The sequence below is a fragment of the Adhaeribacter swui genome (assembly GCF_014217805.1).
GTDB lineage: Bacteria > Bacteroidota > Bacteroidia > Cytophagales > Hymenobacteraceae > Adhaeribacter > Adhaeribacter swui.
Genome location: NZ_CP055156.1, coordinates 1,774,302 through 1,798,033, shown reverse-complemented (window position 1 = coordinate 1,798,033; position 23,732 = coordinate 1,774,302). Strand labels below are relative to the sequence as shown.

The window sequence follows — 23,732 nt, the reverse complement described above, 5'->3', positions numbered from 1 at the left end:
AACAATTTACAGAAGGTGCTGGTTACTTATAATTGGTACCTCTTCCGCATTAATCTTTCCGTATGAAACTGCTCTTTGAATATTTAAAACAATACAAGTGGTTGGTCTTTCTGGCCTTATTGCTGGCCGCTATTAACCAAACCTTTTCGCTCCTGGACCCGCTTATTTTGCGGAAGATCATTGATGACTACGCGACCGCTGCTGTTACCAAAAAATTAAAATTATCTACCCCGGAGTTCTTTAAAGGAGCCGGTACTTTAATTTTATTGGCGATGGGTGTCGCTATGGTATCGCGCATTGCCAAAGCCTTTCAGGATTACTACGTAAACGTGATTACCCAGCGGCTTGGCGCGCAGATTTACTCCGACGGCCTGCGCCATTCCCTGGATTTACCTTATTCGGTGTTCGAAGACCAGCGCAGCGGCGAAACCCTGGGCAAGCTGCAAAAAGTACGGATTGATGTGGAAAAGCTTATTTCCAATTTTATCAACGTGCTTTTCACTTCTTTAATCGGGATAATTTTCGTGGTGGTGTATGCCATTAACGTGTACTGGGTTATTGCGCCGGTTTACTTCTCAGCAGTGCCTATTCTGGGTATTTTAAGCTCGGTGCTGAGTAAAAAAATTAAAGTAATCCAGAAAACCATTGTGGCCGAAACTACCTCGCTGGCCGGTGCCACTACCGAATCGCTGCGCAACATTGAACTGGTTAAAAGTTTGGGCTTAGCGCAGCAGGAAACAGTGCGGTTAAACAACACCACCGACAAAATTTTAAAATTAGAACTGAAAAAGGTAAAGTACATCCGGAGTTTGAGCTTTGTGCAAGGTACCTGCGTGAACTTACTGCGCAACGTTATTTTGTTGCTGATGCTCTACCTGGTATTTATTAACCGGATAACCGTGGGCGATTTTATTTCCATGTTTATTTATTCGTTCTTTATTTTCGGGCCATTACAGGAACTGGGTAACATTATTAATATTTACCGCGAAACCGAAGTCTCGCTGGATAACTTCCAGAAAATACTAGACACGCCCAAAGAAGTTCGGCCAGCCCATCCGGCGCCGCTCCAAACTATTCAAACCCTGGCTTTCGAGAACGTTAAGTTTAAACACCAAACTGCTGCCAGCCGGGCACTTGATGGTATTTCTTTTAAAACGCAATTAGGCGAAACCATTGCTTTTGTGGGTCCATCGGGTTCTGGTAAAACAACGCTGGTAAAATTGCTGGTAGGCTTGTATAAACCCGAGGAAGGCCGCATTTTGTACAACAATATTCCGGGCGAGGAGCTAGACCTGGATAATCTGCGCGAACAAATGGGCTTTGTTACTCAGGATACCCAATTATTTGCCGGTACTATCCGCGAAAATTTATTGTTCGTCGCGCCAAACGCCACCGATGCCGATTGTTTGGCAGCGCTCCGGAATGCGGCTTGCGGTTCTTTGCTGGCCCGCGCCGACAAAGGACTGGATACGGTTTTGGGCGAAGGGGGAGTAAAAGTGTCGGGTGGCGAAAAGCAACGTTTAAGTATTGCCCGGGCTTTGTTGCGTAACCCTACTTTACTAGTTTTCGACGAAGCTACCTCGGCTTTAGATTCTTTAACCGAAGAAGAAATCAGCAAAACGGTCCGCGATGTTTCCCGGAACGCCAACCACATCACTATCTTAATTGCGCACCGCCTTTCTACGGTGTTGCACGCCGATTGTATTTACGTGCTGGAGCGCGGCCGCATTGCCGAATCGGGCAAACACCTGGAGTTACTCGCCCAAAAAGGTTTGTACTACGCCATGTGGCGCCAGCAAATCGGCGAACGGCACGTAGAAGAAAAGCCGGCTTTAGTATAGTCTGAATCGCGGATTAAACGGATTGTACGGATTTCGCAGATTAGTGTCGGAACCTTGATTTGCTTGATTAAAGGATTAACTTAATGCTAAGTAGATTAGAGAGTGGCTGATATAAAAGCATTAGATGATCGTGAAACGGTTGTCCTGTTTTTAGGAAAATGATTCTGTTGCAAAATCAACCATCCCTGCCCCTCCTTATCTAAGGAAGGGAGCTTTTTACCCATATTCTTTAAATTTCACCTGGTCATTCTAACATTTTATCATCTGCGAAACCCGTATAATCTGTTTGTTTCCCGATTCAGATAGCATCAAGTTAATCCTTTAATCAAGTAAATCAAGGTTCAGACAATAAAAGCCGGATGCACCAAGCTAGCCAAACTCTAACCGTTGTTCTATTTCAGTTTTTTTTGATTATTGGTTTAGCACTGCCTGTTCCGCTTTTGGCCCAACAACCAGCTTCGGGCCGATTAGAAGTACAGGTAACCGATGCTACAACCAACCAGTTAACGCCGGTCCGGGTGCGTTTGAGCCGGAATGGCTGGGCAGTGAAAAAGCTACCAAAAGCTGCTGTGGGTGTAATGTATGGTGTATGGGACCATGCGGATGGCTACGATTACCAACCGGATAGTTCATATTATGTAGCCGGACAATTTAGTTTGGATTTGCCGCCGGGTACGTACCAATTATCACTGGCTAAAGGACCGGAATACCTCGAACAAAAACACCAACTACAAATCGAAGCCGGACAGGTACAGCAGCAAAACTACCAACTAAAACGGTGGATTAATATGCCCGAAAAAGGCTGGTACTCTGCCGATGATCACATCCACATCCGGCGTTCGCCGCGCGAAGATTCTTTGCTTTTAACCTGGACCCAGGCCGAGGATGTACACGTAGGCGTAATGCTGCGCATGGGCGATTTCTGGGAAGCTTATTACCCGCAATATGCCTGGGGTGAGAAAGGCGTGTATCAGAAAAATGATTATTTATTGACCTCCGGTCAGGAAGACCCACGTACCCCCGAACTAGGTCATGCCTTAGGAATAGGCGCTTCCGACAAGGTTCGGTTTGGCAAAGAATATTATTACTACGACAAAGTTTTTGATAAGCTCCGCGAATTAGGCGGACTGGGCGGTTATGCGCACCAAGCCGAAACGTTTCACGGCTACCGGGGCTTGACGCTGGATGGCTTGCGCGGCAAAGTAGATGTACTAGAGTTGCTGCAATTCTGCGCTTCGGATAAGCCTTTAATTACCAACCATTACTACCACTTGCTGGATCTGGGCATTCCGGTTACCGCGGTAGCCGGCTCCGATTTTCCATGGTGCGGCAACGACCACGCTACCGGACCACCCGAACGTTCAGCGCGACTGGGCAATGTTCGTTTCTATACTTACGTGGATGGCCCCTTAACCTACAATAGCTGGAAAGCCGGTCTGGCCGCCGGTCATACCTTTGTTTCCAATGGTCCCATGTTGAGCTTTGAAGTAAATGGCCAGCTACCCGGTAGCAAATTGCCGGTAAGTAAAGGAACAACCTTACATATTACGGCACATGCTTACGGCAACGCTGCTCAGGTACCTTTACAAAGTTTAGAGATTGTGGGGCACGGTAAAGTTTTGGGCCGGGTTAGCATTTCAGATGCAGGGCAATCAACGGAGCATCTTTCCTTGACACTTGATATACCAGCAGAGCAAGGCATTTGGTTGGCAGCCCGCGCCTACGGTAATCCTACCCAAGCGGCCCACACGACGCCGGTATACGTGCAGGTTGATGGCAAAAACTTTCATAACCCGGCTACTGCTCCTCAATATTTAAAATTAAGCGAAGGATACTTAAAAGAACTTAAAAAAGATTTAAAAAACCGCCAAGCCGATCCGCAATACCGTGCCTGGCAATACCGCGCCGGTCTGGAAAGACGTATTGCCGAAACCCAGCAAGTTATTAAAGGCATGAAAAAGCAATTGAGGTAAGTCTGAACCGGGATTTATAGGATTTAGAGATTCTCAGGATTAAAGATCGTGCTGATGGTAGGATATTTTTATATTATTTATTGTTTCTAGCCGCTTGCCAAACTGGTATGATTTAATTAAAAGTAACTGACACCAGTTTGGCTGTTGAGGGCCTTCTAAGGTTCCGGTGCGCAGCATTGCGAGGCACGAGCAAAGGAAGCTTAGACCAGCCCGAAAGAGTCAAACGATGCCTGCCGGCCATGAGGCAAACTCAGCCCGTTCAAATAAGATGGAACCCGAGCATGGAGACTTGAAAAGGCTCCAAAGGAAAACCTTTCCATCGGATAAAATTTGTGGATAACCGGACTAAGTTTTATATATTCCGTAGTTCTACAATATTAGAGAAGCCGGAATAAAAAAATGAATTTCCCGTTACTCTGGTATCAGCCTCCATCAACAATCATAACATTACATTTTAATGGATATTACGGAAACCCAAATTGCCGAAGCTCCACCCACTAGTATCGGCCATCCCAAGCAATTATACTTGCTCTTTTTTGCCGAAATGTGGGAACGGTTTTCTTTCTACGGCATGAAGGCCTTGCTGCTGGCGTATATGGTTACGCAACTAAAATTTCCGGAGCCAAAAGGTTACGCTATTCTGGGTTCCTACGCCGCTTTAGTATATACCATGCCCCTGTTTGGCGGCATGATGGCCGACCGGTTTTTAGGTTACCGCAAAGCCGTGATATTTGGCGGTATTTTGATGTCCATTGGGCACCTGATAATGGCCTTACCGCAGGGCTGGAGTTTTTTTTACGGCATGGCTTTTATTATTTGCGGCAATGGTTTTTTTAAACCTAACATTTCCAGCCTGGTCGGAACCCTGTACGCCGAAAACGATCCTCGTCGGGATAGCGGTTTTTCCATTTTTTACATGGGTATTAACGTGGGAGCTGCCATAGGCGGTTTGTTGTGCGGCTACGTGGGGCAGCGTATTAACTGGCATTATGGCTTTGGTTTAGCCGGTATTTTTATGCTGGTAGGGTTAATCGTATTTTACCTGGGTAAAAACTCCTTGCAACATCGAGGCTTGCCGCCCGATGTAAAAAATTTAAAAAAACCGGTGTTTGCCGGCATTTCCACCGAAATAATTATTTATGCCGCTTCGCTGTTGGTGATACCCGTGGTGGTTGCACTCTTTAACCAATACCATTTCATGGACTACATTATGTTCGGGTTAGGAGCCGTGTCGCTGGTATACATTTTAGTAATGGCGTTTCGGATGGATGGTATGGCCCGGAGTAAATTAATGGCTGCCTTGGTCATGATCGTATTTTCAGCGCTGTTCTGGGCTTTTTACGAACAAAATGCCGGATCGCTTAATTTGTTTGCCATGCGCAATGTAGATATGCACGTTGCCGGCACAGAACTGCCCGCTTTATCCGTAAATAACTTTCTGCCGCCCGCCTGGGTGATTATTCTCAGCTTCTTTTTCGCCTGGCTTTGGCCGGTGCTTAACCGCAAAGGGATAGAACCATCTACGCCGCTTAAATTCGGGCTCTCGTTTATTTTCGTGGGCTTAGGCTTTTACGTGTTTTACGCTGCCTGCCACATGGGTACGGAGACCGGTTTAATTTCTTTAACTGCTTTTATTCTGGGATACTTTTTTATCATCTGCGGCGAATTATGCCTTTCGCCTATTGGCCTGAGCATGGTTACCAAACTTTCACCGGCGCGCATGGTAGCCCTTATGATGGGTATTTGGTTTTTTGCTTCGGCCGTAGGGGAGTTTCTGGCGGGTAAAATCGGGGCCTTAATGAGCGTTCCGGAAGAAGTAGTGAACAACCCGGTGTTATCACTGCCTTATTACGCGGCTATTCTAAGTAAAATAGGTCTTTGGTCGTTGGGGATCGGCGTGCTGTTAATTTGCCTGAGCCCGCTCATTCGTAAGTGGATGGCGGATGTGCGATAGGTTATAGTTGGAAGATGAGTAAACAGTAAATCTAAATTATGCGAAATGCGATTGATTACATTTATTTGGCTGTTTTTATTCATTAGCTGCAATAATTCTCATAAAGAATCTCACAATGGACAACTACCTACCACAACTTCACCTTTAACAAAAGGCCATGCTTTAACAAGTATACCAACGTATAACCCAGTTAATGAGAATAACTTTGATATCTTTCTTAAAAAATTTTCTGATGATTCAACTTTCCAGTATTCCAGAATAAAATTCCCAATAAAAGTTATTTATTCAGTTGATGATAAGGATTCAATTACCTTTATTGATAGGAATAAATGGGAGTATACCAATTATTTAAACCTTACTCCTAGTCGCATAGATAAAGAAAATTTAAATAATAATTTAATAAACCTGATTTATACAATAGAAGATACGGGTACTCTAGTCTATCATTTTTTTCAAAAGAAAAATGGCAAATGGGAGCTCATTCTTATTGAAGATCATTCAACCTGAAAGTATTTTTAAATTTATCATTCATTATCATCATCAAACTGAACCACAAACTTATATGCGAAAACTTACTACTTTATTTAAAAAACAAGGCTATGCTTGTTTCTTGTTTTACTTACTAATCCATTTTTCTGTTTCTACCCAAGTACTGGCCCAAACCGCAACAGCAACCAACAAGCCAGTAATAATCGGGTACGTGGGTGGCTTTCGGGGACTGATTAATACCGAAAACATTAGCGCCAATAAGTTAACGCACATCAACTATGCTTTTGTGGATGTAAAGGGCAACCGGGCTTTTCTCACGAATTTGGCCACCGATACTACTAATTTCCGGAAGCTAAATTTGTTGAAAAAGCAAAATCCGGAACTGAAAATTTTAATTTCGCTGGGCGGTTGGGCCTGGAGCGAGAACTTCTCCGACGCGGTACTTTCCGATACTTCCCGGCAGGCCTTTGCCGCCAGTTGCGTGCGCATCATGCAGGAAAACCAACTCGATGGGGTGGATATTGATTGGGAATACCCGGCTATTAAAGGGGAAGAGGGCAACATTTACCGGCCTGAAGATACCCAAAACTTTACGCTGATGTTTGCGGCCATCCGGCAGGAACTGGATAAACTAGGAGCCCAAACCGGCAAAAAATATTTGCTTACTACGGCTATTCCCACCTTCACGGATTTTATTAACCACACCGAAATGGGCAAAGCGCAGCAATACCTGGATTACATTAACATGATGACCTACGATTATTCCGGCGGGCAGGTAGCGGGTCACCACACTAACTTATACGCTTCTAAAAAGTACGACACCAAAGATTACGCTGCTAAAGCTTTTAAAGACTATACGGCTTTAGGTATTCCTGCTTCTAAGTTGGTAATGGGTTTGGCGTTTTACGGTAAAGGCTTTAACCTGGCCGAAGCCAAGAAAAAAGGCTTGGGGCAAAAAACCACCGGCACTACCCAGGGCGGCGGTTACACCATGTTAAAAGACAGCCTGATTAATAAAAACGGCTACAAAGCGTACCGCGATAAAAAAGCCAAAGCACCTTACTTGTACAATGCCGCCGAAAAGAAATTTATAACCTACGAAGACGAAGAATCCGTGCGGGAGAAATGTAAGTTCGTGCTCGATAATAAACTGGCAGGCGTGATGTTCTGGGAATACAACTCCGACCCCAAGGAATATTTACTCGACGAAGTTAACCGGAACTTGAACAAGGGCGTTACGCAGTAAAAAGCCTTACTTTTAGGCACTTATTTAGCCGGGGTATTTTTTATCCCGGCTTTTTTAATATATTGTACTTTTAAATATTTAAATGCTCTAAACCCGAAGCTGCTAAACTTAACAAGACAATTATGAGCCACGTAAAGAATATTTTGCAAAAGAAAGGTTACGCCACCATCACCATCGAATCGTATTCTACGGTTTACAACGCCTTGGAAATGATGATGAATAAAAATGTAGGCGCTTTGCTGGTAATGGATTCCGACAAGTTTATCGGCATTTTTACGGAAAGAGATTATGCCCGTAAAGTGATTCTGGAAGGAAAAGCTTCGAAGAAAACGCTCATTAAAGAAATCATGAACGACCACCCGGTTACGGTAACGCCCACTACCACTGTGAAAGAATGCATGAACCTGATGACCGATAAAGTAATCCGGTATTTACCGGTGCTGGATGATAGCGATAAAGTAGTAGGCATTATCTCAATGAGCGATATTGTAAAACACCTGATGGAAGAGCAAAAGTTTATCATTGATAGTTTGCAAAACTACATCTCCAATCAACAATAAATACTGCCTGGTTTACAGTTAAATGGAAGAACAAAAGAATAATCCGTTGCACGGTAAAACGCTGGAGATGATTTTAACGCACCTGGTAAACTATTACGGTTGGGAAGAATTGGGTGCCAGGATAAACATTAAAAGTTTTACCAACAACCCCAGCATTAAATCCAGCTTAACTTTTCTGCGGAAAACGCCTTGGGCCCGCCAAAAAGTAGAAAACCTTTACTTAAAAAGTATTTGATTAAGCAGCTTGGCTTTTAGCTGTTTACAACTAGTAGCCCCTATTTTTTAAATTTTTATATTGTCAACTTACTTCTAAACTAAAAACCAGAAAGCCGGAGAAAGTAAAATGCTTCTCCGGCTTTCTGGTTTATTAAATGTTTGTTATTTAAGGTAGGCTAATTTCTCTGTAAAGTTTTGCTGACAACTAACTTCCGGCAAAACTTTGCCAAACAGGCGAGTAGCTTATTTAAATAATTGCTTAAAAGCGTTTAAGGTTTGCTGACCGTTCTTAATGTGTTCGTATACTTGCAGGCAAAATCGTCGCGCGTGGCTGTCTGTCATATCGCGGTTATACGTTATACCATCCTGATCTTTTGTTTTCGTGATTAACAAAAATTCATCTGATTCCATGAGCCGGAGCATTGCCTGTAGCTTTTCCATTAGGGTAATTTTAATAGGTTGATTAATTGGTTAGGTCATTAGTAGGGTTTACTAATTTGGGTGCAGATACCTCCGCAGCAACATTGTGCTATTATTCACCAAATCAGCTATATGTCTGTAACAATTATAATAAAAATTTAGAATTAATAAAAATTTAACAAATAATTTTTCTATATATAATATATAAATTGTAAACATCCACCCAAGCATTTATGTGTTGGTGATCTCTTGCCTAAAATACCAGTGGTTGCTAATCCGTAATTCTAAATTAACTTCCTGCTTGCTTCTCCGTTACTGCCATGTATTGTCTGGCAACTTTATAGCGTTCTGTTTGTTTGCACCTCAACAGAATCCAGCGTAATTTCGAATTTTAGTATATGTTAAAACGTGAGCCTTTACCTTCTGCACACCGTCGTAAAATGAACCGCGAAACCCGATACCAGGCTGCCCGGGTAGTAGCCCCGGCCATTGAACAACACTTTGCGGAACTTACAACAGCCAACCAACACCGGGAGCATATTGTAACTTCTACTCCGGATGAAACGGCTATCGAGGCCATTGTGGACGTTGCATTTTGGGCCAGCTTACGACGTGAAGAAGGACATTCGCCGCAAATTTCCTTAGCTTTTCTGCCCCCGGAACAAGCCTTTCAGCCCATGTTGTTTGAGCAAAAACTGGCTCTTACTCCCAGCAGCCTTACAAAACTGGGCCCAGCTGTAGAACGGCCCGGTATTCATTTAGGCGTATGGGGGCAAGGCGATGATTTATACGTGTGGGGAGCCACTCGCCAGATACCTAGTTTATGTTTTGTACTGGAGGTAATTGAGCCGGGCTTGCTGGTAATTAAACACCGCGGACAAGATAGCTTCGGCAAGTTTGTGAATGTGGCCGTATTAAAAGGCGACGAAGTAAAAATTATTGATGAGCAAAGTGCCAGCTTACCCGATTGTCCGGCTGTGCTCACTTCTTTGTTAGGTTTTACCACCCCTACCACCTGGAACGGTTCGGTAGATGTGCTGGTACAATTAGCAGCATCTATGCGGGCCCATAAACGCGGGGGTAGTTTGCTGGTAGTTCCGCATGGTACCCAAACCTGGCGCGATTCCATTATTCACCCTATTTCCTATGCCATTCAGCCGGCCTTTGATGGTTTATCTGCGATTCTGAAGCAGGAAGAACAAGAACAAGGCTCCAGTTACTGGCAAGCTAAGCTGCGCCAAGCGGTAGAAGGGGTGGCGGGAGTAACAGCCGTAGATGGCGCTACCATTATCAGCGACCAATACGAACTGCTTGCCTTTGGAGCTAAAATTCGTCGACCGCCCGATAAACCGCCGGTAGAACAGATAATTGTAACCGAACCTATTCTGGGAGCGGAGCCTTTAATTATTCATCCGGCGCAAAACGGCGGTACCCGGCATTTATCGGCGGCCCAATTTGTATACGACCAACGCGATGCACACGCACTTGTAGCTTCTCAGGACGGCCGTTTTACTATATTTTCGTGGTCGCCGTGCGAAGGCATGGTACATGCACACCGGGTAGATAGCTTGTTGCTGTAGGAGAAAGCAATTTAACTTACTAGTTGTAAATCAATGTAAATTTTTAAAATTATACATTGATTTACTTACTTTATAAACTATTTCGGTGAAGGCTATCAAAATAATATAGTCGTGGAATCGAACTCTTGTTAAATTCAAAAGCATTATCATTGTCTTTCTGTTGTGCCTCTTTTAGAGCTTCATAAAAGCTCTGGGCGTTAATTAACATTATTGGAAAAGATTTGCTTATTGGAAAACAACCTGATTGAAAATCTGAAGTACAGACAAATAATCCTTTAGTCATATTATTAATCATTAATGCTCCTAAAAAGGATCTTATCTGTTCTACTTTAATAGATTTTTTATAACGTTTTATTTGAATTCCAATTAATTCCTTATCTGGTCTTTCTAATACAACATCAATTCCTCCATCATTGGAATATGCTGTGATGTAATTATTATATCCTAAACTTTTAAAAACACTAGAAACCACTTCTTCAAAAACCTTTGGATGAATATGGAAGCGGTGGTTATAACGTGCAGCTAAATAATTACGAATTTCCTTTATGGGAATACTCTGATCTGTAAAGTCAAGATTTTTTAATACACCACTTACCCCAAAGTAGGAATCCCACAATTGAGATGGTGCCCACATGGATAAATGCTTTTGAATCCGCCACCAACTACAGATGTTACAATGCAGTAGAGAAGTAGATTCATCATCTAAAGTATCCGGTCTTAAATTCAAAGTTTCATCTCCTACTCCAGTTTCTTTTCTCATGTAAAACTTCAATTCTTCAAAAGTTTTAATAAACTCAGCAGCAGTAATATCCCAGTAGGATTTAATTTCTTGAATCTCCATTTTGTTTCCACAATACCTACAATTAGAATTAAATGGAAAATCATTTATTATCTTCGGATTTATATGTTGTTTATAACTCCATGCTTTCATGGTCTTTGACAGTTAAATTTTAATAACTCTAGATTCTTTATTCACTTATATTATTACTTATAAGTAGATGAATAAAGAATTGTGATCTTGCATATAAATGTCTAATATTCTGTTACCGCTACTACCCAACTTACCCGTTACTGAAGCTTTGCCGCGGCTCGTACAAGCTTTAGATACCAATAGCCGCGCTATCTTGGAAGCACCTCCAGGGGCCGGTAAAACCACCTTAGTACCTTTAGCTTTATTAGAAGCTGCCTGGCGAAATCAAGGCAAAATTATCATGCTGGAACCCCGCCGCTTAGCTGCCCGGGCTTCCGCCCAGCGCATGGCTGATTTACTCCACGAAAAGGTAGGCGAAACAGTTGGGTACCGGGTAAGGATGGAACGGGCCATTTCGGATAAAACGCAGATTGAAGTAGTAACCGAAGGCATTTTAACCCGACTGTTGCAGGATGATCCGGCTCTGGAAGGAGTAGCCGCCATCATTTTCGACGAGTTTCACGAAAGAAGCTTGCAAGCAGATTTAGGATTAGCCCTGACTCTGGATGCCCAGGCAGTATTACGGCCCGACTTACGCATTTTAGTAATGAGTGCTACTCTGGATGCCGCCGGTATTGCTAACTGGCTGACAGCACCCATTATACGCAGCGAAGGACGAATGTTCCCCGTGAAAACGCATTATTCTACTCCTGCCGAAGTAGCCGCAGCGGGCAGCCGCACCCAGGATCGTTTGCAGAACTTAGTACCCAAAACCATCCGACAAGCCTTAACGCAGCATCCCGAAGGAGATGTTTTAGTTTTTTTACCTGGTTTAGGCGAAATGCGCAAAGTAGCGCAACACCTGGAAGGTAAATTACCCACCAACACCCAGTTGCATTTGCTGCACGGCGAACTAAGCTTAGCTCAACAACAAGCCGCTATCCAACCTACCGCAAAAGGGCAACGCAAAGTAGTATTAGCCACCAGCATTGCCGAAACCAGTTTAACTATTGCGGGCGTAAAAATTGTAATAGACGCCGGCCTGGCCCGGGTGCCAAAGTTTGTTGCCTGTACCGGGCTTACTACCCTGGCAACGGTTCCGGTATCGCAAGCCGCCGCTGACCAACGGCGGGGTAGAGCCGGGCGCTTAGGCCCCGGCGTTTGTTTCCGATTATGGTCGAAGGCCGACCAGTTGCAATTACCCGAGCAACAAGCGCCCGAAATCTGCGAGGCCGACCTGAGCAGTTTAGCCCTGGAACTAGCTATTTGGGGCATAAAAGACATTGCTTCCTTAAAATGGTTAGACCAACCACCAGCGGCCGCTATAGCCTTAGCCCGCGACCTATTATTGCGCCTTGAAGCCATAGACGCTGCTGGCAACGCTACTCGTCACGGAAAAGCTTTAGCGGCTTTAGGTTTACCGCCCCGCTTGGGCCATTTGGTAGTGCAGGGCCATCACTTAGGCTTAGGTTCTACGGCTTGCGCCTTGGCCGCCTTGCTCGCGGAGCGCGATATTTTAAAATCCCAGGATAATAGCCAAACCAATCTTTTACCTGATTTGGCTTTACGGTTGGAATTATTAGCTGGCCAACGGCCGCCCACACCAGGCTTTACCGTAGAAGAAAGCATTTTACGCCGGGTGCGCGAACAAGCCCGTCATTTGCGCCAGCGAATTCGGGCCACAGATAGCAAATTGGCGCCGGAAGCCGCCGGCTTACTCACGGCTTTAGCTTACCCCGATCGTTTGGCCCAACGGGAAACTTCCGGGAGGGTACGACTCATTACGGGCCAGCGGGCAAATTTAGCCACTGAACTGTTTTCAGAAGCCGAATTTTACGGCGTTGCTCATTTGAAAACCAATAACCAGGCGCGCATTTTACTGGCGGCGCCGGTAGCTAAATCAGATCTTATAAAACACTTTAGCGGCCAGTTAGAACAACAACAGGAAGTACGCTACGAAGAAAATACCGGCCGCGTCAGTGCCCGGCAAATTACCCGATTGGGTGCTTTAATTCTGGAAGAAACAACGCAAACAAAACCCAATCCGGAATTAGTCGCCGATGTGTTGCTGCAAGCTTTACTCGAAAAAGGCATCAGCCGCTTGCCTTGGTCCGAAGAAGCGCAAAATACCCGCCAACGGCTGCAGTTTCTGCATCAATTAGAACTCGAGCGCTGGCCCGATGTTTCCGATGAGGCGTTAGCTGCTACTGCATCGGAATGGCTGCGCCCGCACTTGCTGCAATTACGCTCGCTGGAGCAAGTAGCCCGGCTGGATTTTAAAGAAATTTTGCTGAGTGATTTATCCTGGGAGCAACGTCAGGAAATGGATCGCCTAGCGCCCACGCATCTCACCGTGCCCAGTGGTTCCCGCATTGCTTTAGATTATTCTGAGGTAACATCCCCGGTTTTGGCAGTGCGCTTGCAAGAAGTTTTCGGAATGCTGGATACGCCTCGCATTGGCAACGGCAAAGTACCTTTACTCATCCATCTGCTTTCGCCGGCTTCGCGCCCGGTGCAGGTAACCCGCGATTTGCGCAGTTTTTGGAACACCGGGTATTTTGATGTCCGGAAAGATTTACGCGGTCGTTATCCCAAACACCACTGGCCCGAAGATCCGCTCTCGGCGCCACCAACGCGAGGTACTAAGAAAAGACCAGGATAATAAATTTGTTTGCATCTTTGTAAAAAGAGAAAATTTAAAAAAAGCAATTAGTTTATTAATTAGCGCATGCCTGTGCCAGCATAATTTTTTTAAATTTTTACTTTTTTACAAACTAATACCGGGGTATAAAAATACTTTATTTGGCTCTTTATAACTTTAAGCAACAAATATCCGGAATAACGTTTAAGTTTGATGGTCGATAGCACCCAGGATAAAATTAGAAATTTACGCATGCAAAAAATTTATTTAAGCGACGCTGGACCCAAAGTATCCCCCGCCGTTTACAGTTTTCACCGTTGGCAGGAAGAGCAAAACACCACCCCCGCCGCCATGGAAAAGATTGTTAATCTTTGCTTGGAACTGGGCATTAACACCTTCGACCACGCCGATATTTACGGCACGTACCACGCCGAAGAATTATTCGGGCAGGTAATTAGCCAGAAATCGTTTAAACGCGAAGATATTGTGTTATTTACCAAGTGTGGCTTGCGACTGCCGCACCCGAGCAAGCCCGAAGTACGTGTAAAACATTACGATACCTCGCGCCAACACATATTGCGTTGTCTGGACGAATCGTTGCGTAATCTGCAAACCGATTACATTGATATTTTCTTGTTAAACTACCTCGATCCTATTTCTAATCTGGAGGAAACCGCCATTACGCTGCGGCAGCTAAAAGAATCGGGCAAGGTAAAAAACATTGGGGTGGCTAACTTTACGGTTTTCCAGCACCAGTTATTGGCCGCTTATCTCAACATTCCGATTGTAACCAACCACATTGAGCTGAATTTACTGAATACCTTGGCTCTGGATAATGGCCAGATCGATTACAGCCGGCAGCGCTACATGCGCCCAATTGCTTCTGGGCCGCTGGCCGATGGCCGCATTGCGAATGGTACCGATGAAGTAGCCGTGCGTGTACGGCAAAAGCTCCAGCAAATGGGGGAGAAGTATAACGCCGATCCGGAATCTATTGCTGTCGCCTGGATTATTAAACTGGATGCTTTGCCACTCCTGGGTACCCGCGACGAACAACGCCTACGCCACGCTGCCAAAGCGTTCACCATCGATCTGGAGCATCAGGATTGGTACGAACTATACGCTATCTCCCGCGGGGAAATGTAATTTTTTAAAAATTCCTGGATTGAATAAATAGAATTGGTTTAAGGCTCGCTACCTCTTCGGCGAGCCACCAGTTCTGCGACTGGTATTACGGGAAGCCGGGCGAGCTGAGGCGGGTTTGCTTTTACCAATCCGCTTCTGCCCCGTGGAGCCGGTGCTGCGCGGCGAACTTTTTGCACTTCTGTTAGCAGGAGTAGCACTCCGGGTTGAAGTGCCAGGTTTTGCCGGGGTTTTGGGCTTAGCAGGGCGGGTAGTACGTGGCGCAAAGTCTTCGTCAGTAAAATCATCGGCCACCCGGGAAGAGCCGAAGTTCCGGCGGGCTTTTTGAGAAATCTCGTTTTTAAGGCTGGTTATTTCGGTGCCGGTTAAGGTGCGCCACATGCCTACGTGAAGTTTTCCGGCGGTTAAATCGCTTAAGCGGGTTCTTTGCAAATGCACAATTTTATAGCCTAAGCCTTCTACTACGCGTTTCAGGTGGTGGTTGGTGCCGGGTTCCAGCACTATCCTAAAACGATTGGTACCTAATCGGTTAACAAAATTTTTCTTGCGTTCTTCGCCGGGCTCCGGAATGCCGCCTTCGCTTACTTTATTTAAAAAATCCGGGGAAATCAATTTATCTACCGTTACTATATATTCTTTTTCGTAGCGGGTATCGGCTTTGGTCATTTTCCGGGCCCATTCGGTATCGTTGCTTAGCAAAAGTAAACCTTCGGCGTCGCGGTCTAAAAAGCCAATGGGCTGCAAAGAAGCCGGGTAATTCAGCGCCTGAATAATATTGTTTCTGACTGAAAGATCGGTGGTTGTGGCAATACCAGCCGGCTTGTTAAATAATAGAAACACGGGTTCTTCGTGCCGGATGCGGAGCATTTCGCCGTCGATGCGTACTTTATCCTGAGCGGTTACTTTGGTGCCTGCATCCGGAACTTTACCGTTTACCGTTACCCGGCCTTGTTCCAACAAATTATCAGCCTCGCGCCGCGAACAGAAACCCGTATCGCTGATAAATTTATTTAATCGTTTTGCTTCCATGTAGTTTTCCTGTTTACCCCGATTTTTAAAATTTTACGTTAGCGGGCGGACAATGGTATATAAAATGGTAAAATAACGCTAATGTGAGTTGTCTGTTTGGGCGTTAAATACATGGGCAAAGGTAATCATCCGGAGCCAGAAAAATGAGGCTTTCTTTCGCCACCTCCTGGTTTTAATAAAGTACTCTGCATAAAAATTTAAAATATTCCGTAAATTTTAAAAAATTTAATTCGTATGGCCGAATTGACTGATTTGATGCTGACCATTTTTCGGCGTAACCTGAAAGTTTTTATCACATTCACGGATGAGGAATGGGAATTGTTTACGTCGCATTTGTACCTGCGAAAACTAAAGAAACACAAGACTTTTGTTAAGGGAGGCGCCGTTTGCCAGGAGGTAGGTTATATTTATTCGGGTTCTTTTCGCTTTTTCTTTTTAAAAAATGGCGTAGAAATTAGTAATTACTTTTGTTTCGCAGGCGAACTGGTAAGTTCTTACCGCAGTTTTTTAAAACAAGAACCCAGTATAACGCACGTAGAAGCCCTGGAAGATGCCGAGGTAATTTGCTTTTCGCACGCTACTTTGCAGCAATTAAGCACCGATCCGAGAATTGCTTATAAAATGGAACGCTTTGGCCGTTTGGTAGCGGAGTACCTGATTTGCTGCTACGAAGAGCGGGTGGTAGCTTTTGTTACGCAAACACCCGAAGAACGCTACCGCCACTTATTAGAGCAACAGCCCGATTTATTGCAGCGCATTCCGCAGCATTACGTAGCCAATTACTTAGGAATTACCCCAGTATCCCTGTCCCGCATCCGGAAAAGAATTGTTGCATCCGGCAAAGCAAAGGCCATTGCTGCTTAAAATTAAATTTTTTAAAATTGCCTGCGTTCATAAAGTAGCTTATTCCCTTTTCAACCACACGCTCAATCTATTCATCATTAAATTATTAAGCTCTTACTTTATTATCTTTTGTTAACGTTTTAAACAAATAATTCGCCTTAGCTTGCATCAGTTATAAACATCAAAAACTATGCATACTATATTAGGTGCTGGCGGACCGGTCAGCAATGCGCTGGCGCATGAATTATTAAAAAATAACTTACCCGTACGTTTGGTAAGCCGCCGCAAAATCGAAAATTTTAAAAATGCTACCTGGACAGGGGCCGATTTAAAAAATTATCAACAGGTATTACAGGCCGTGCAAGGCTCTACGGTTATTTACATGTGCGCTGGCTTGCAGTACAATAAAAAAGTATGGGCGGCCGAGTGGCCGGTAATCATGCAAAATTTGATTGATGCTACAAAAGCCACAGGAGCCCGGCTAATCTTCTTCGATAATGTGTATATGTACGGCCACGTTCGCGGGCAGATGACCGAGGAAACACCTTATAACCCCAATAGCGCAAAAGGCGAAGTACGCGCTAAAATTGCCGAAAAGTTAATGAACGAAGCCCAAACTGGCAATTTACGCGCTACCATTGCCCGGGCTCCCGATTTTTATGGTACCGATAGCCTCAATAGCTTTTACGATGGTATGGTGCTGGCTAAATACGCCCAGAAGGCTAAAGCCATGTGGCTGGGTAATCCGGAAGCTAAGCACGCCTTTATTTACATACCAGATGCGGGCAAAGCAGTGTATTTATTAGGCCAACATCCCGAAACCGATAATCAAATCTGGCATATACCCACAGCGCCCGCTCTTACCGGCTACGAATTTATTAAGCTAGCAGCCGATGCTTTTAATACCAAGCCAAACTTTACTAAAGTAAATAAGTTGATGCTACAGACTATTGGATTATTTAATAAATTGATTGCGGAAACTGCCGAATTGTATTATCAGTATCAATACGATTACGTATTTAGTTCTCAGAAATTTGAGAACAAGTTTGGCATAAAACCTACAGCTTATACCACGGGTATTACCCAGTACATGCCCCTGCTGCGCACTTTAATTAAGTAAGTTCTTTTACAAGAAATTCGGGTTACTAAATTACTGACCAAGTTGACTTATCAACAAAAGCAAGGTAGATAAAGACGCCTTATTTCCGGCAGCAGACTTGTGGATAACTTTATACAAGAATGTAAATTTTATTTATATATATTATTGATTAATAAATATTTGCAAAAAATTACACCCACTTAACTGCCCTATTTATGCGAATAGTGAAGCGCCTTAATTTTTTAAATTTTTTATTATTTATAGCAGTAGCTTGTAATCAACAAGCTAAACAAACCGCAGAAACCGGTACTGCCAACGATAGTACTAAAATTAGCTCCGAAACTAACCCAACAGCAATTAAAACAGAATCCTGGACTTTAGGACCTTTCCAGAAAGCAGATGATTTAAACCCGATTATGGGTCCCGATAGTACCACAAAATTCTACGATCCTATCCGGCGCGATTCGGTAAAATGGGAAGAGAAAGACGTGTTTAACCCCGCTGCAGTAGTGCGTAATGGTCAGGTTTATTTATTATACCGGGCCGAAGATAAAATAGGCAAATTTGCTGGTACTTCGCGTGTTGGTTTAGCTATTAGTCAGGATGGTTTACATTTCAAAAGAATGCCTAAACCGGTTCTTTACCCCGATAATGATTTTATGAAAAAATACGAGTGGGAAGGCGGCTGCGAAGACCCTCGGGTAGTGGAAACTCCCGAAGGCACCTACGTAATGACCTATACTACTTACGACGGTAAAACGGCCCGTTTATGCGTGGCTACATCTAAAGATTTACAAACCTGGAAAAAACACGGCTTAGCTTTTGAAAAAGCGCATAATGGTAAGTATAAAGATGTTTGGTCTAAATCCGGAGCCATTGTTTGCCAACGGAACGGCAGTAAGTTGGTAGCTACTAAAATAAACGGAAAATACTGGATGTATTGGGGCGATACCGATATATTCATTGCTACCTCCGATAACCTGCTCGACTGGACGCCGATGGAAGAAAATAATAAACTAGCGATTGCTTTTGGTCCGCGCCCCGGGCAATTTGATAGCCGCCTCGTAGAACCTGGTCCGCCCGCCATGCTTACCGACGACGGAATCTTGCTTATTTACAACAGTATGAACCTGGATAAAGGCGGCACCGCCGATTTGCCCGCGGGCACTTATGCTGCCGGCCAGATTTTACTGGATCCTAAAAACCCAACGAAAGTTTTACAGCGTACAGCTAACTATTTTATGAAACCCGATAAAGATTACGAAATAACCGGCCAGGTGGGTAATGTTTGTTTTCTGGAAGGGCTTGTAAATTTAAATAATAAATGGTTTTTGTATTACGGCACCGCCGATTCTAAAATTGCGGTGGCTACGCACGAGGCCAAATAGCTGCTAGGCTAATTTTTTAAATTTTTGCTTTTCTGACGACCGTGGTAAGTTTACTTTCTTTTAATTTGCGCTGTTAGCTAAAAGATAAACGAAATGGCAGCAGATTCTTTACTAAAAATGGCGGCTTATACCAGTTGGGCCAATCAACGGGTGCTGGAAACTTTAGAAAAAATCGGGGATCAGGTACCCGCTACCGCTTTACACTTGTTCAGCCATTTATTAAATGCCGAAGTTATCTGGTTATCCCGCATACAGCGTTTAGATAGTCCAGTGCAGGTTTTTGATGATCATACCTTAACCGAATGCCGCCGGATACACGAAAGCACTTTTGAGCGGTTTATTGGTTTAGCCGATGCCACCCCGGAAGAATTAGAAGCCGAAGTAACTTACAGAACCAGCAAAGGCGAACCGTTTAGTAATTCTTTAGAAGATATTTTGCTGCAAATTTTTAACCACGGCACGTATCACCGAGCCCAAATTGCCCGCGATTTACGCCAGAACGGCTTAGAACCTGTAAATACGGATTACATTACGTATGTGCGCCAAAGTGTAAAGTAAGCAGAATCGTAAATTTTTAAATTATTCCTTAATTTCCTTAAAAGGTAGTTCTTATGTTTTTGCTAAAATTTAAAAATGCCTGGTAGCACTTACAAATCCATTCTACCCAAGGTAATCGCGCTTTTAACTACTGCTGCAACTATCCTCTTTATTGTAATCATAACGCGCTTTACAGAGGTAACCTCTTTTTTATTCAGCTGGATTTTAAATTTTTCTTTAATGTTCTGGATTTCCATTGTTGAGTTACAGTTGCAACCAGCGCACCAATCCCGGTATTTCGATGCATTTCGGTTTGAAAAGGAAGGAAAAATTTACGAAAAGCTGGGTGTTCATTGGTACCGTAAACTATTGGTGTTTATTGGCTGGGAAAAACTAAATCGGAAAAATAATCCGGTTGAAAAATCTGCTTCTGCCTTATTTCAGCTGGAACGGGCAACCCGAGCTTCCGAATTCGGGCACTTGGTTATTGCGGTTTTAGTTTTGTTGGTTTCAGTTGTGGTTAGTTTTAAATATTCGGTTTTAGAGGCAAGCTGGCTTATTTTACTTAACCTTCTATTCAATGTTTATCCCATTATGGTGCAGCGGTACAACCGTCCACGATTACGGCGGGCCATTCAACGGTTTAAGTTATTAGCTTTATAAGAGCTATTTGCAAAAGAACTAGGCAATCTAAATTTTAAAAATTTTAAAATTCAGGTTAATCCCATTTAGCTTTTAAAAAGAAAACCAGATGCAGAAAGTCATCTGGTTTTTCTTTTTAAAGTTTTATACTCCTTAATTCTTCTTAGCAGTATCGGTAGCTGGCTTCTTTTTATTAAATAAGCTATTTATTTTTTCCGAAGCTTGTTTTTTTAATTTTTGCTCGGCTTCCTGGGTACGTTTCGCAATTTCGGCTTTGGCTTTCGCTTCGGCTTCCACCCGTTTCCGGTCCAGCTCGGCTTTAATGCTATCTTGCGCTTTTTGTTTTTCCTGCTCCAGGCGGGCTTTAGCTACATCTACTTTTTCCTGCACAATGCTTTGTACCACTTGCTTGGCCTGCGATTTAGCACTAGCCGTAGAAAGTGACACTTTTGGATTAGTAACCGTGCCGCCCACATTCAAATTCATGGTAACGCGATCCGTACCTTTTATGTCTTTCACGCCGGTAAGCGAAGTAAGTTTGGCATTTAAGGCATTGCCTACTTGCCCGGTAGGTACATCTAAAGCCAAGGCATACGTTAAATTACCATTAAAGCCATTGGTACCACCAATGGTAGTTTTAATATTACCTACCGTAAAATCAAATGGCTTTACTACCAAATTACCGTCTACGATTTCGGCAGAAATGGCTTTATTCTGGATAGTGAAATTCTTTAATTCTTTAAAATTAGTAACCTCACTAATGCGGTTTACAATAACGTTATCGTTTACTACAGCTTTTACTACTTCAATTAAGCCTTTACCAGTTAAGGTGCTGTAAACCGGCATCATATCGGCACCGAGTTCGCCGTTAAAATTGAAATTGGTGGAGAACTTACCGTCCAGGAACTGCGCAATCGGGGCTAAGGCTTTAATGGTGTTAAACGCATTGTAAGCCGATTTAAAATCTAAATTTTTAATATTTAACCCAAACGTAAAAGCCGGATGCTGCAAGTTTTTGGTATTATACGATCCCGTTGTTACAAACGAACCGCCTAACGTATTAAAAGCCACTTGGTCTAGTTTTGCCACCTGGTCGCGGAGCGTTACGGTTCCTTTCAAATTATTTAATTTTAAATTATCGTATTCTACCTGGTTGATATTGGTATTTAAAACAAAATCCAGGTTTTCAGGTACCGGAATAACGCCAGTGGCTTCTTCCGGTACGGGTTCCCCGCTCATTTCATCTACCATCCACTCGTTCACATCAAACCGCGACGAATTTAAATTAAAGTTACCGCGCAAAGATTGGTTTTTACCAAACAAATAGCCCATGTAGTTCGATACCGAACCGTTTACCTGCACATCGCTTTTACCCACAAAACCTTTCATGTCGCGCACTTCAATTTTCTCATTGTTAAAAACAGTATTGGCCGATGTAATTTTCATACCCTGGGGCAAATCGGTACTCTTATAAGTAAGATTATTGATTTGCATGTTACCACTGGAGGTGATATTGGCGTATTTACCGGCATCAATATCGGTCATTTTACCTTTGGCGCTTACATCGGCGTTAATGCGGCCGGCTAAGGTCATGTCTTCGAGCGGGAAGATTTTGGTAATTTTAGTTAAATCCAGAATCCCTTTGATACGGGCATCAAAAGCAGGTTTATCAATGTTCTGCACAAATACCCGACCTTCGAGTGGTTCACCATCCAGCAGCATATTAAAGCGTTCGATTAAAACTTTAGTATCGTCGGTGTTGCCGGTTGTGTTGGTAATGGTAGATACCACATTTAAATTCTGGATAGGTGCCGGAAATTGTTTAGCTTTTACAAAACCGTTGGCCAGGTTCATTTTGGCATTTACTACCGGCATCTGGGTTTTGCTGTAAGTACCTTTAGCTACTGCATCTACGGCTAGCAAGCCCCGCAAAGTCATATCGGCTATCGGGAAAACTTTGGTCATTTCCGCTAAATCTACACGGGCTTTTACGTTGCCATCTACTTTCATTGGTTCTAAGCCTTGAATCGAGGCTTTCGCATCCACGGGGTTTTTACCTAAATCCAAATGCATTTGCCGGATAAGAACGTTGGTGTTATTGATTACGCCGTCTTTATTATCCACACTCATATCGATGTTGATATTAGTAGCGGCCTGAGGCAAATCCGGATATTTAAACATGCCGTTGGTTACTTTTAAATCGGTACCAAAGCCAGGCATAGACGTGTCGTTAAAAGTACCTTTTACGTAACCGTTAAAAGCAACTTTCCCATCGGTTTTAATATTTTTAAATTTTTCGGTAAAAATGCCTGGCACGATAGATAAAATGCTTCGGAAGTCGGTATCAGCAGCCTTAAATGTTAAATCCATGTTGATATCATCGGTGGGCATAGCTAAGGAACCATCAAAGCCAAAACCAAACTCGTTCAGCTTAATGTTATTTTCTTTAAATGTGTATTTCGATTGGTTTAAATCCATGTCCATGGTAATATCGGCATCAAGTTGGGCACTATCCAGGTAATCCATCCCGTCGAAATTAAAAGTAAAGCCGTCGGCTGTGGTCCGGGATTTCATATCGAATACGTTTTGCTCAAAATCCCCGCTGCCGCTATGGTTCACGTGGTAAGCCTCGGCGCGGAAAGGAATGCTTAAGTCTTCGTAAACTAAAGTTCCGTTGTTAATTTCCCAACCTTTAATTGCCACGTTAAAGGTATTTGCGGTATCGGCGGGCGTTTCAACCTGGGTGGTGTCGGAGATAAAAATATCCCAGTTAGCCCGGCCACTTTTTAAAACTTTTAATTTCAGCCGCGGGTCTTGCAATTTTACCGAACGGATTTTTAACCGGTCACCCGCAATTACGCTCATTAAATCCAAACCTAAACTAAAGTTAGGCAAGGCGGCTAAGGTATCTCTCCGGAAAGAATCCTGCCCGATTACCGTTAAATCATCGATGCTTAAAGCCAGATTTGGAAAATCGCGAAACAAGCTGATATTAACATTATCGGTTTGGTATAACACTTTCGCGTTTACATTTTTGGCGATTTGTTTATCCAGTACCTGCTTGATTTTATCTTTAAATAAGTAGGGTGCTAAGGCAGCAGCGGCCAGCAGCACCACAATAAAAATGGCAAATCCTATAAATACTTTTTTCATAAGGCGTTCTTAGGTTTAAGGTCGGCAAAATTTAAAAAATCAAGTTTACTTTGCCCCACTACGAATTA

At 43.6% G+C, this 23,732-nt stretch carries 19 protein-coding genes; 15 read left to right on the top strand and 4 right to left on the bottom strand.

Features of this window, described 5'->3' with window-relative positions; translation table 11 throughout:
• Positions 1–62: 62 nt before the first annotated feature.
• The 7 genes from HUW51_RS08155 to HUW51_RS08125 all read left to right on the top strand — a co-directional run bounded on the left by HUW51_RS08155 (position 63) and on the right by HUW51_RS08125 (position 8,298).
• Positions 63–1,841 carry an ABC transporter ATP-binding protein gene (locus tag HUW51_RS08155; RefSeq protein ID WP_185273480.1) on the top strand — a complete coding sequence of 593 codons (1,779 nt, stop codon included), beginning with the start codon at positions 63–65 and terminating at the stop codon, positions 1,839–1,841.
• A 440-nt stretch (positions 1,842–2,281) separates the two neighbouring features.
• The gene (locus tag HUW51_RS08150; protein WP_228466968.1) at positions 2,282–3,814 is read left to right on the top strand and encodes a CehA/McbA family metallohydrolase; all 1,533 of its coding nucleotides are present in this window, start codon (positions 2,282–2,284) and stop codon (positions 3,812–3,814) included.
• A gap of 457 nt (positions 3,815–4,271) precedes the next feature.
• Positions 4,272–5,768, top strand: coding sequence for a peptide MFS transporter (locus HUW51_RS08145; RefSeq protein ID WP_185273478.1), 1,497 nt, complete (start codon positions 4,272–4,274; stop codon positions 5,766–5,768).
• A 45-nt stretch (positions 5,769–5,813) separates the two neighbouring features.
• Positions 5,814–6,275, top strand: coding sequence for a hypothetical protein (locus tag HUW51_RS08140; RefSeq protein ID WP_185273477.1), 462 nt, complete (start codon positions 5,814–5,816; stop codon positions 6,273–6,275).
• Positions 6,276–6,330: 55 nt separating this feature from the next.
• The gene (locus HUW51_RS08135) at positions 6,331–7,503 is read left to right on the top strand and encodes a glycoside hydrolase family 18 protein (RefSeq protein WP_185273476.1); all 1,173 of its coding nucleotides are present in this window, start codon (positions 6,331–6,333) and stop codon (positions 7,501–7,503) included.
• A 122-nt stretch (positions 7,504–7,625) separates the two neighbouring features.
• Complete coding sequence (locus HUW51_RS08130; protein WP_185273475.1) at positions 7,626–8,063, top strand: CBS domain-containing protein; 438 nt, start codon at positions 7,626–7,628, stop codon at positions 8,061–8,063.
• A 22-nt stretch (positions 8,064–8,085) separates the two neighbouring features.
• On the top strand, positions 8,086–8,298 hold the full coding sequence (locus HUW51_RS08125) for a VF530 family protein (protein ID WP_185273474.1): 213 nt from the start codon (positions 8,086–8,088) through the stop codon (positions 8,296–8,298).
• 224 nt (positions 8,299–8,522) lie between these two features.
• Here the strand turns inward: HUW51_RS08125 and HUW51_RS08120 are convergent, their stop codons facing one another.
• A complete protein-coding gene (locus HUW51_RS08120; RefSeq protein WP_185273473.1) occupies positions 8,523–8,720 on the bottom strand; it encodes a hypothetical protein in 198 nt (65 codons plus the stop codon).
• Between the two features lie 377 nt (positions 8,721–9,097).
• Here HUW51_RS08120 and HUW51_RS08115 point away from each other — a divergent pair, with 377 nt between their 5' ends.
• Positions 9,098–10,279 (top strand): putative sensor domain DACNV-containing protein, encoded by a 1,182-nt coding sequence (locus tag HUW51_RS08115; protein ID WP_228466967.1) that lies wholly within the window; start codon positions 9,098–9,100, stop codon positions 10,277–10,279.
• Positions 10,280–10,349: 70 nt separating this feature from the next.
• Here HUW51_RS08115 and HUW51_RS08110 read toward each other — a convergent pair whose 3' ends face one another.
• Positions 10,350–11,210 carry a restriction endonuclease gene (locus tag HUW51_RS08110; RefSeq protein ID WP_185273472.1) on the bottom strand — a complete coding sequence of 287 codons (861 nt, stop codon included), beginning with the start codon at positions 11,208–11,210 and terminating at the stop codon, positions 10,350–10,352.
• 97 nt (positions 11,211–11,307) lie between these two features.
• On the opposite strand from HUW51_RS08110, the gene hrpB reads away from it, so the two are divergent.
• Together hrpB and HUW51_RS08100 are read left to right on the top strand one after the other, a co-directional pair.
• The gene (gene hrpB, locus HUW51_RS08105; RefSeq protein ID WP_185273471.1) at positions 11,308–13,851 is read left to right on the top strand and encodes an ATP-dependent helicase HrpB; all 2,544 of its coding nucleotides are present in this window, start codon (positions 11,308–11,310) and stop codon (positions 13,849–13,851) included.
• 231 nt (positions 13,852–14,082) lie between these two features.
• Positions 14,083–14,976, top strand: a complete 894-nt coding sequence (locus HUW51_RS08100; RefSeq protein ID WP_185273470.1) for an aldo/keto reductase — start codon at positions 14,083–14,085, stop codon at positions 14,974–14,976.
• Between the two features lie 48 nt (positions 14,977–15,024).
• Here HUW51_RS08100 and HUW51_RS08095 read toward each other — a convergent pair whose 3' ends face one another.
• Positions 15,025–16,002 carry a pseudouridine synthase gene (locus tag HUW51_RS08095; protein WP_185273469.1) on the bottom strand — a complete coding sequence of 326 codons (978 nt, stop codon included), beginning with the start codon at positions 16,000–16,002 and terminating at the stop codon, positions 15,025–15,027.
• A gap of 234 nt (positions 16,003–16,236) precedes the next feature.
• Here HUW51_RS08095 and HUW51_RS08090 point away from each other — a divergent pair, with 234 nt between their 5' ends.
• From HUW51_RS08090 to HUW51_RS08070, 5 genes are all read left to right on the top strand, one after another.
• A complete protein-coding gene (locus HUW51_RS08090; RefSeq protein ID WP_185273468.1) occupies positions 16,237–16,866 on the top strand; it encodes a Crp/Fnr family transcriptional regulator in 630 nt (209 codons plus the stop codon).
• Positions 16,867–17,035: 169 nt separating this feature from the next.
• Entirely contained in the window at positions 17,036–17,965 is a 930-nt protein-coding gene (locus tag HUW51_RS08085; protein ID WP_185273467.1) for an NAD-dependent epimerase/dehydratase family protein, read from the top strand.
• A gap of 194 nt (positions 17,966–18,159) precedes the next feature.
• Positions 18,160–19,332 (top strand): glycoside hydrolase family 130 protein, encoded by a 1,173-nt coding sequence (locus HUW51_RS08080; protein ID WP_185273466.1) that lies wholly within the window; start codon positions 18,160–18,162, stop codon positions 19,330–19,332.
• A 93-nt stretch (positions 19,333–19,425) separates the two neighbouring features.
• Positions 19,426–19,890 (top strand): DinB family protein, encoded by a 465-nt coding sequence (locus tag HUW51_RS08075; protein WP_185273465.1) that lies wholly within the window; start codon positions 19,426–19,428, stop codon positions 19,888–19,890.
• A gap of 219 nt (positions 19,891–20,109) precedes the next feature.
• Positions 20,110–20,532: a glycosyl-4,4'-diaponeurosporenoate acyltransferase CrtO family protein gene (locus tag HUW51_RS08070; RefSeq protein ID WP_185273464.1), complete on the top strand. Its 423-nt coding sequence runs from the start codon at positions 20,110–20,112 to the stop codon at positions 20,530–20,532.
• Positions 20,533–20,664: 132 nt separating this feature from the next.
• Here the strand turns inward: HUW51_RS08070 and HUW51_RS08065 are convergent, their stop codons facing one another.
• Entirely contained in the window at positions 20,665–23,664 is a 3,000-nt protein-coding gene (locus tag HUW51_RS08065) for an AsmA-like C-terminal region-containing protein (RefSeq protein ID WP_185273463.1), read from the bottom strand.
• Between the last annotated feature and the right edge of the window lie 68 nt (positions 23,665–23,732).

Bases quoted from the DNA above. Each gene is read 5' to 3' on its own strand.
- HUW51_RS08080 (WP_185273466.1), top strand. From the start codon at position 18,160: ATGCGAATAGTGAAGCGCCTTAATTTTTTAAATTTTTTATTATTTATA.
- HUW51_RS08135 (WP_185273476.1), top strand. From the start codon at position 6,331: ATGCGAAAACTTACTACTTTATTTAAAAAACAAGGCTATGCTTGTTTC.
- HUW51_RS08120 (WP_185273473.1), bottom strand. From the start codon at position 8,720: ATGGAAAAGCTACAGGCAATGCTCCGGCTCATGGAATCAGATGAATTT.
- hrpB (WP_185273471.1), top strand. From the start codon at position 11,308: ATGTCTAATATTCTGTTACCGCTACTACCCAACTTACCCGTTACTGAA.
- HUW51_RS08075 (WP_185273465.1), top strand. From the start codon at position 19,426: ATGGCAGCAGATTCTTTACTAAAAATGGCGGCTTATACCAGTTGGGCC.
- HUW51_RS08095 (WP_185273469.1), bottom strand. From the start codon at position 16,002: ATGGAAGCAAAACGATTAAATAAATTTATCAGCGATACGGGTTTCTGT.
- HUW51_RS08155 (WP_185273480.1), top strand. From the start codon at position 63: ATGAAACTGCTCTTTGAATATTTAAAACAATACAAGTGGTTGGTCTTT.
- HUW51_RS08145 (WP_185273478.1), top strand. From the start codon at position 4,272: ATGGATATTACGGAAACCCAAATTGCCGAAGCTCCACCCACTAGTATC.
- HUW51_RS08130 (WP_185273475.1), top strand. From the start codon at position 7,626: ATGAGCCACGTAAAGAATATTTTGCAAAAGAAAGGTTACGCCACCATC.
- HUW51_RS08115 (WP_228466967.1), top strand. From the start codon at position 9,098: ATGTTAAAACGTGAGCCTTTACCTTCTGCACACCGTCGTAAAATGAAC.
- HUW51_RS08140 (WP_185273477.1), top strand. From the start codon at position 5,814: ATGCGATTGATTACATTTATTTGGCTGTTTTTATTCATTAGCTGCAAT.
- HUW51_RS08090 (WP_185273468.1), top strand. From the start codon at position 16,237: ATGGCCGAATTGACTGATTTGATGCTGACCATTTTTCGGCGTAACCTG.
- HUW51_RS08100 (WP_185273470.1), top strand. From the start codon at position 14,083: ATGCAAAAAATTTATTTAAGCGACGCTGGACCCAAAGTATCCCCCGCC.
- HUW51_RS08070 (WP_185273464.1), top strand. From the start codon at position 20,110: ATGTTCTGGATTTCCATTGTTGAGTTACAGTTGCAACCAGCGCACCAA.
- HUW51_RS08065 (WP_185273463.1), bottom strand. From the start codon at position 23,664: ATGAAAAAAGTATTTATAGGATTTGCCATTTTTATTGTGGTGCTGCTG.
- HUW51_RS08085 (WP_185273467.1), top strand. From the start codon at position 17,036: ATGCATACTATATTAGGTGCTGGCGGACCGGTCAGCAATGCGCTGGCG.
- HUW51_RS08110 (WP_185273472.1), bottom strand. From the start codon at position 11,210: ATGAAAGCATGGAGTTATAAACAACATATAAATCCGAAGATAATAAAT.
- HUW51_RS08125 (WP_185273474.1), top strand. From the start codon at position 8,086: ATGGAAGAACAAAAGAATAATCCGTTGCACGGTAAAACGCTGGAGATG.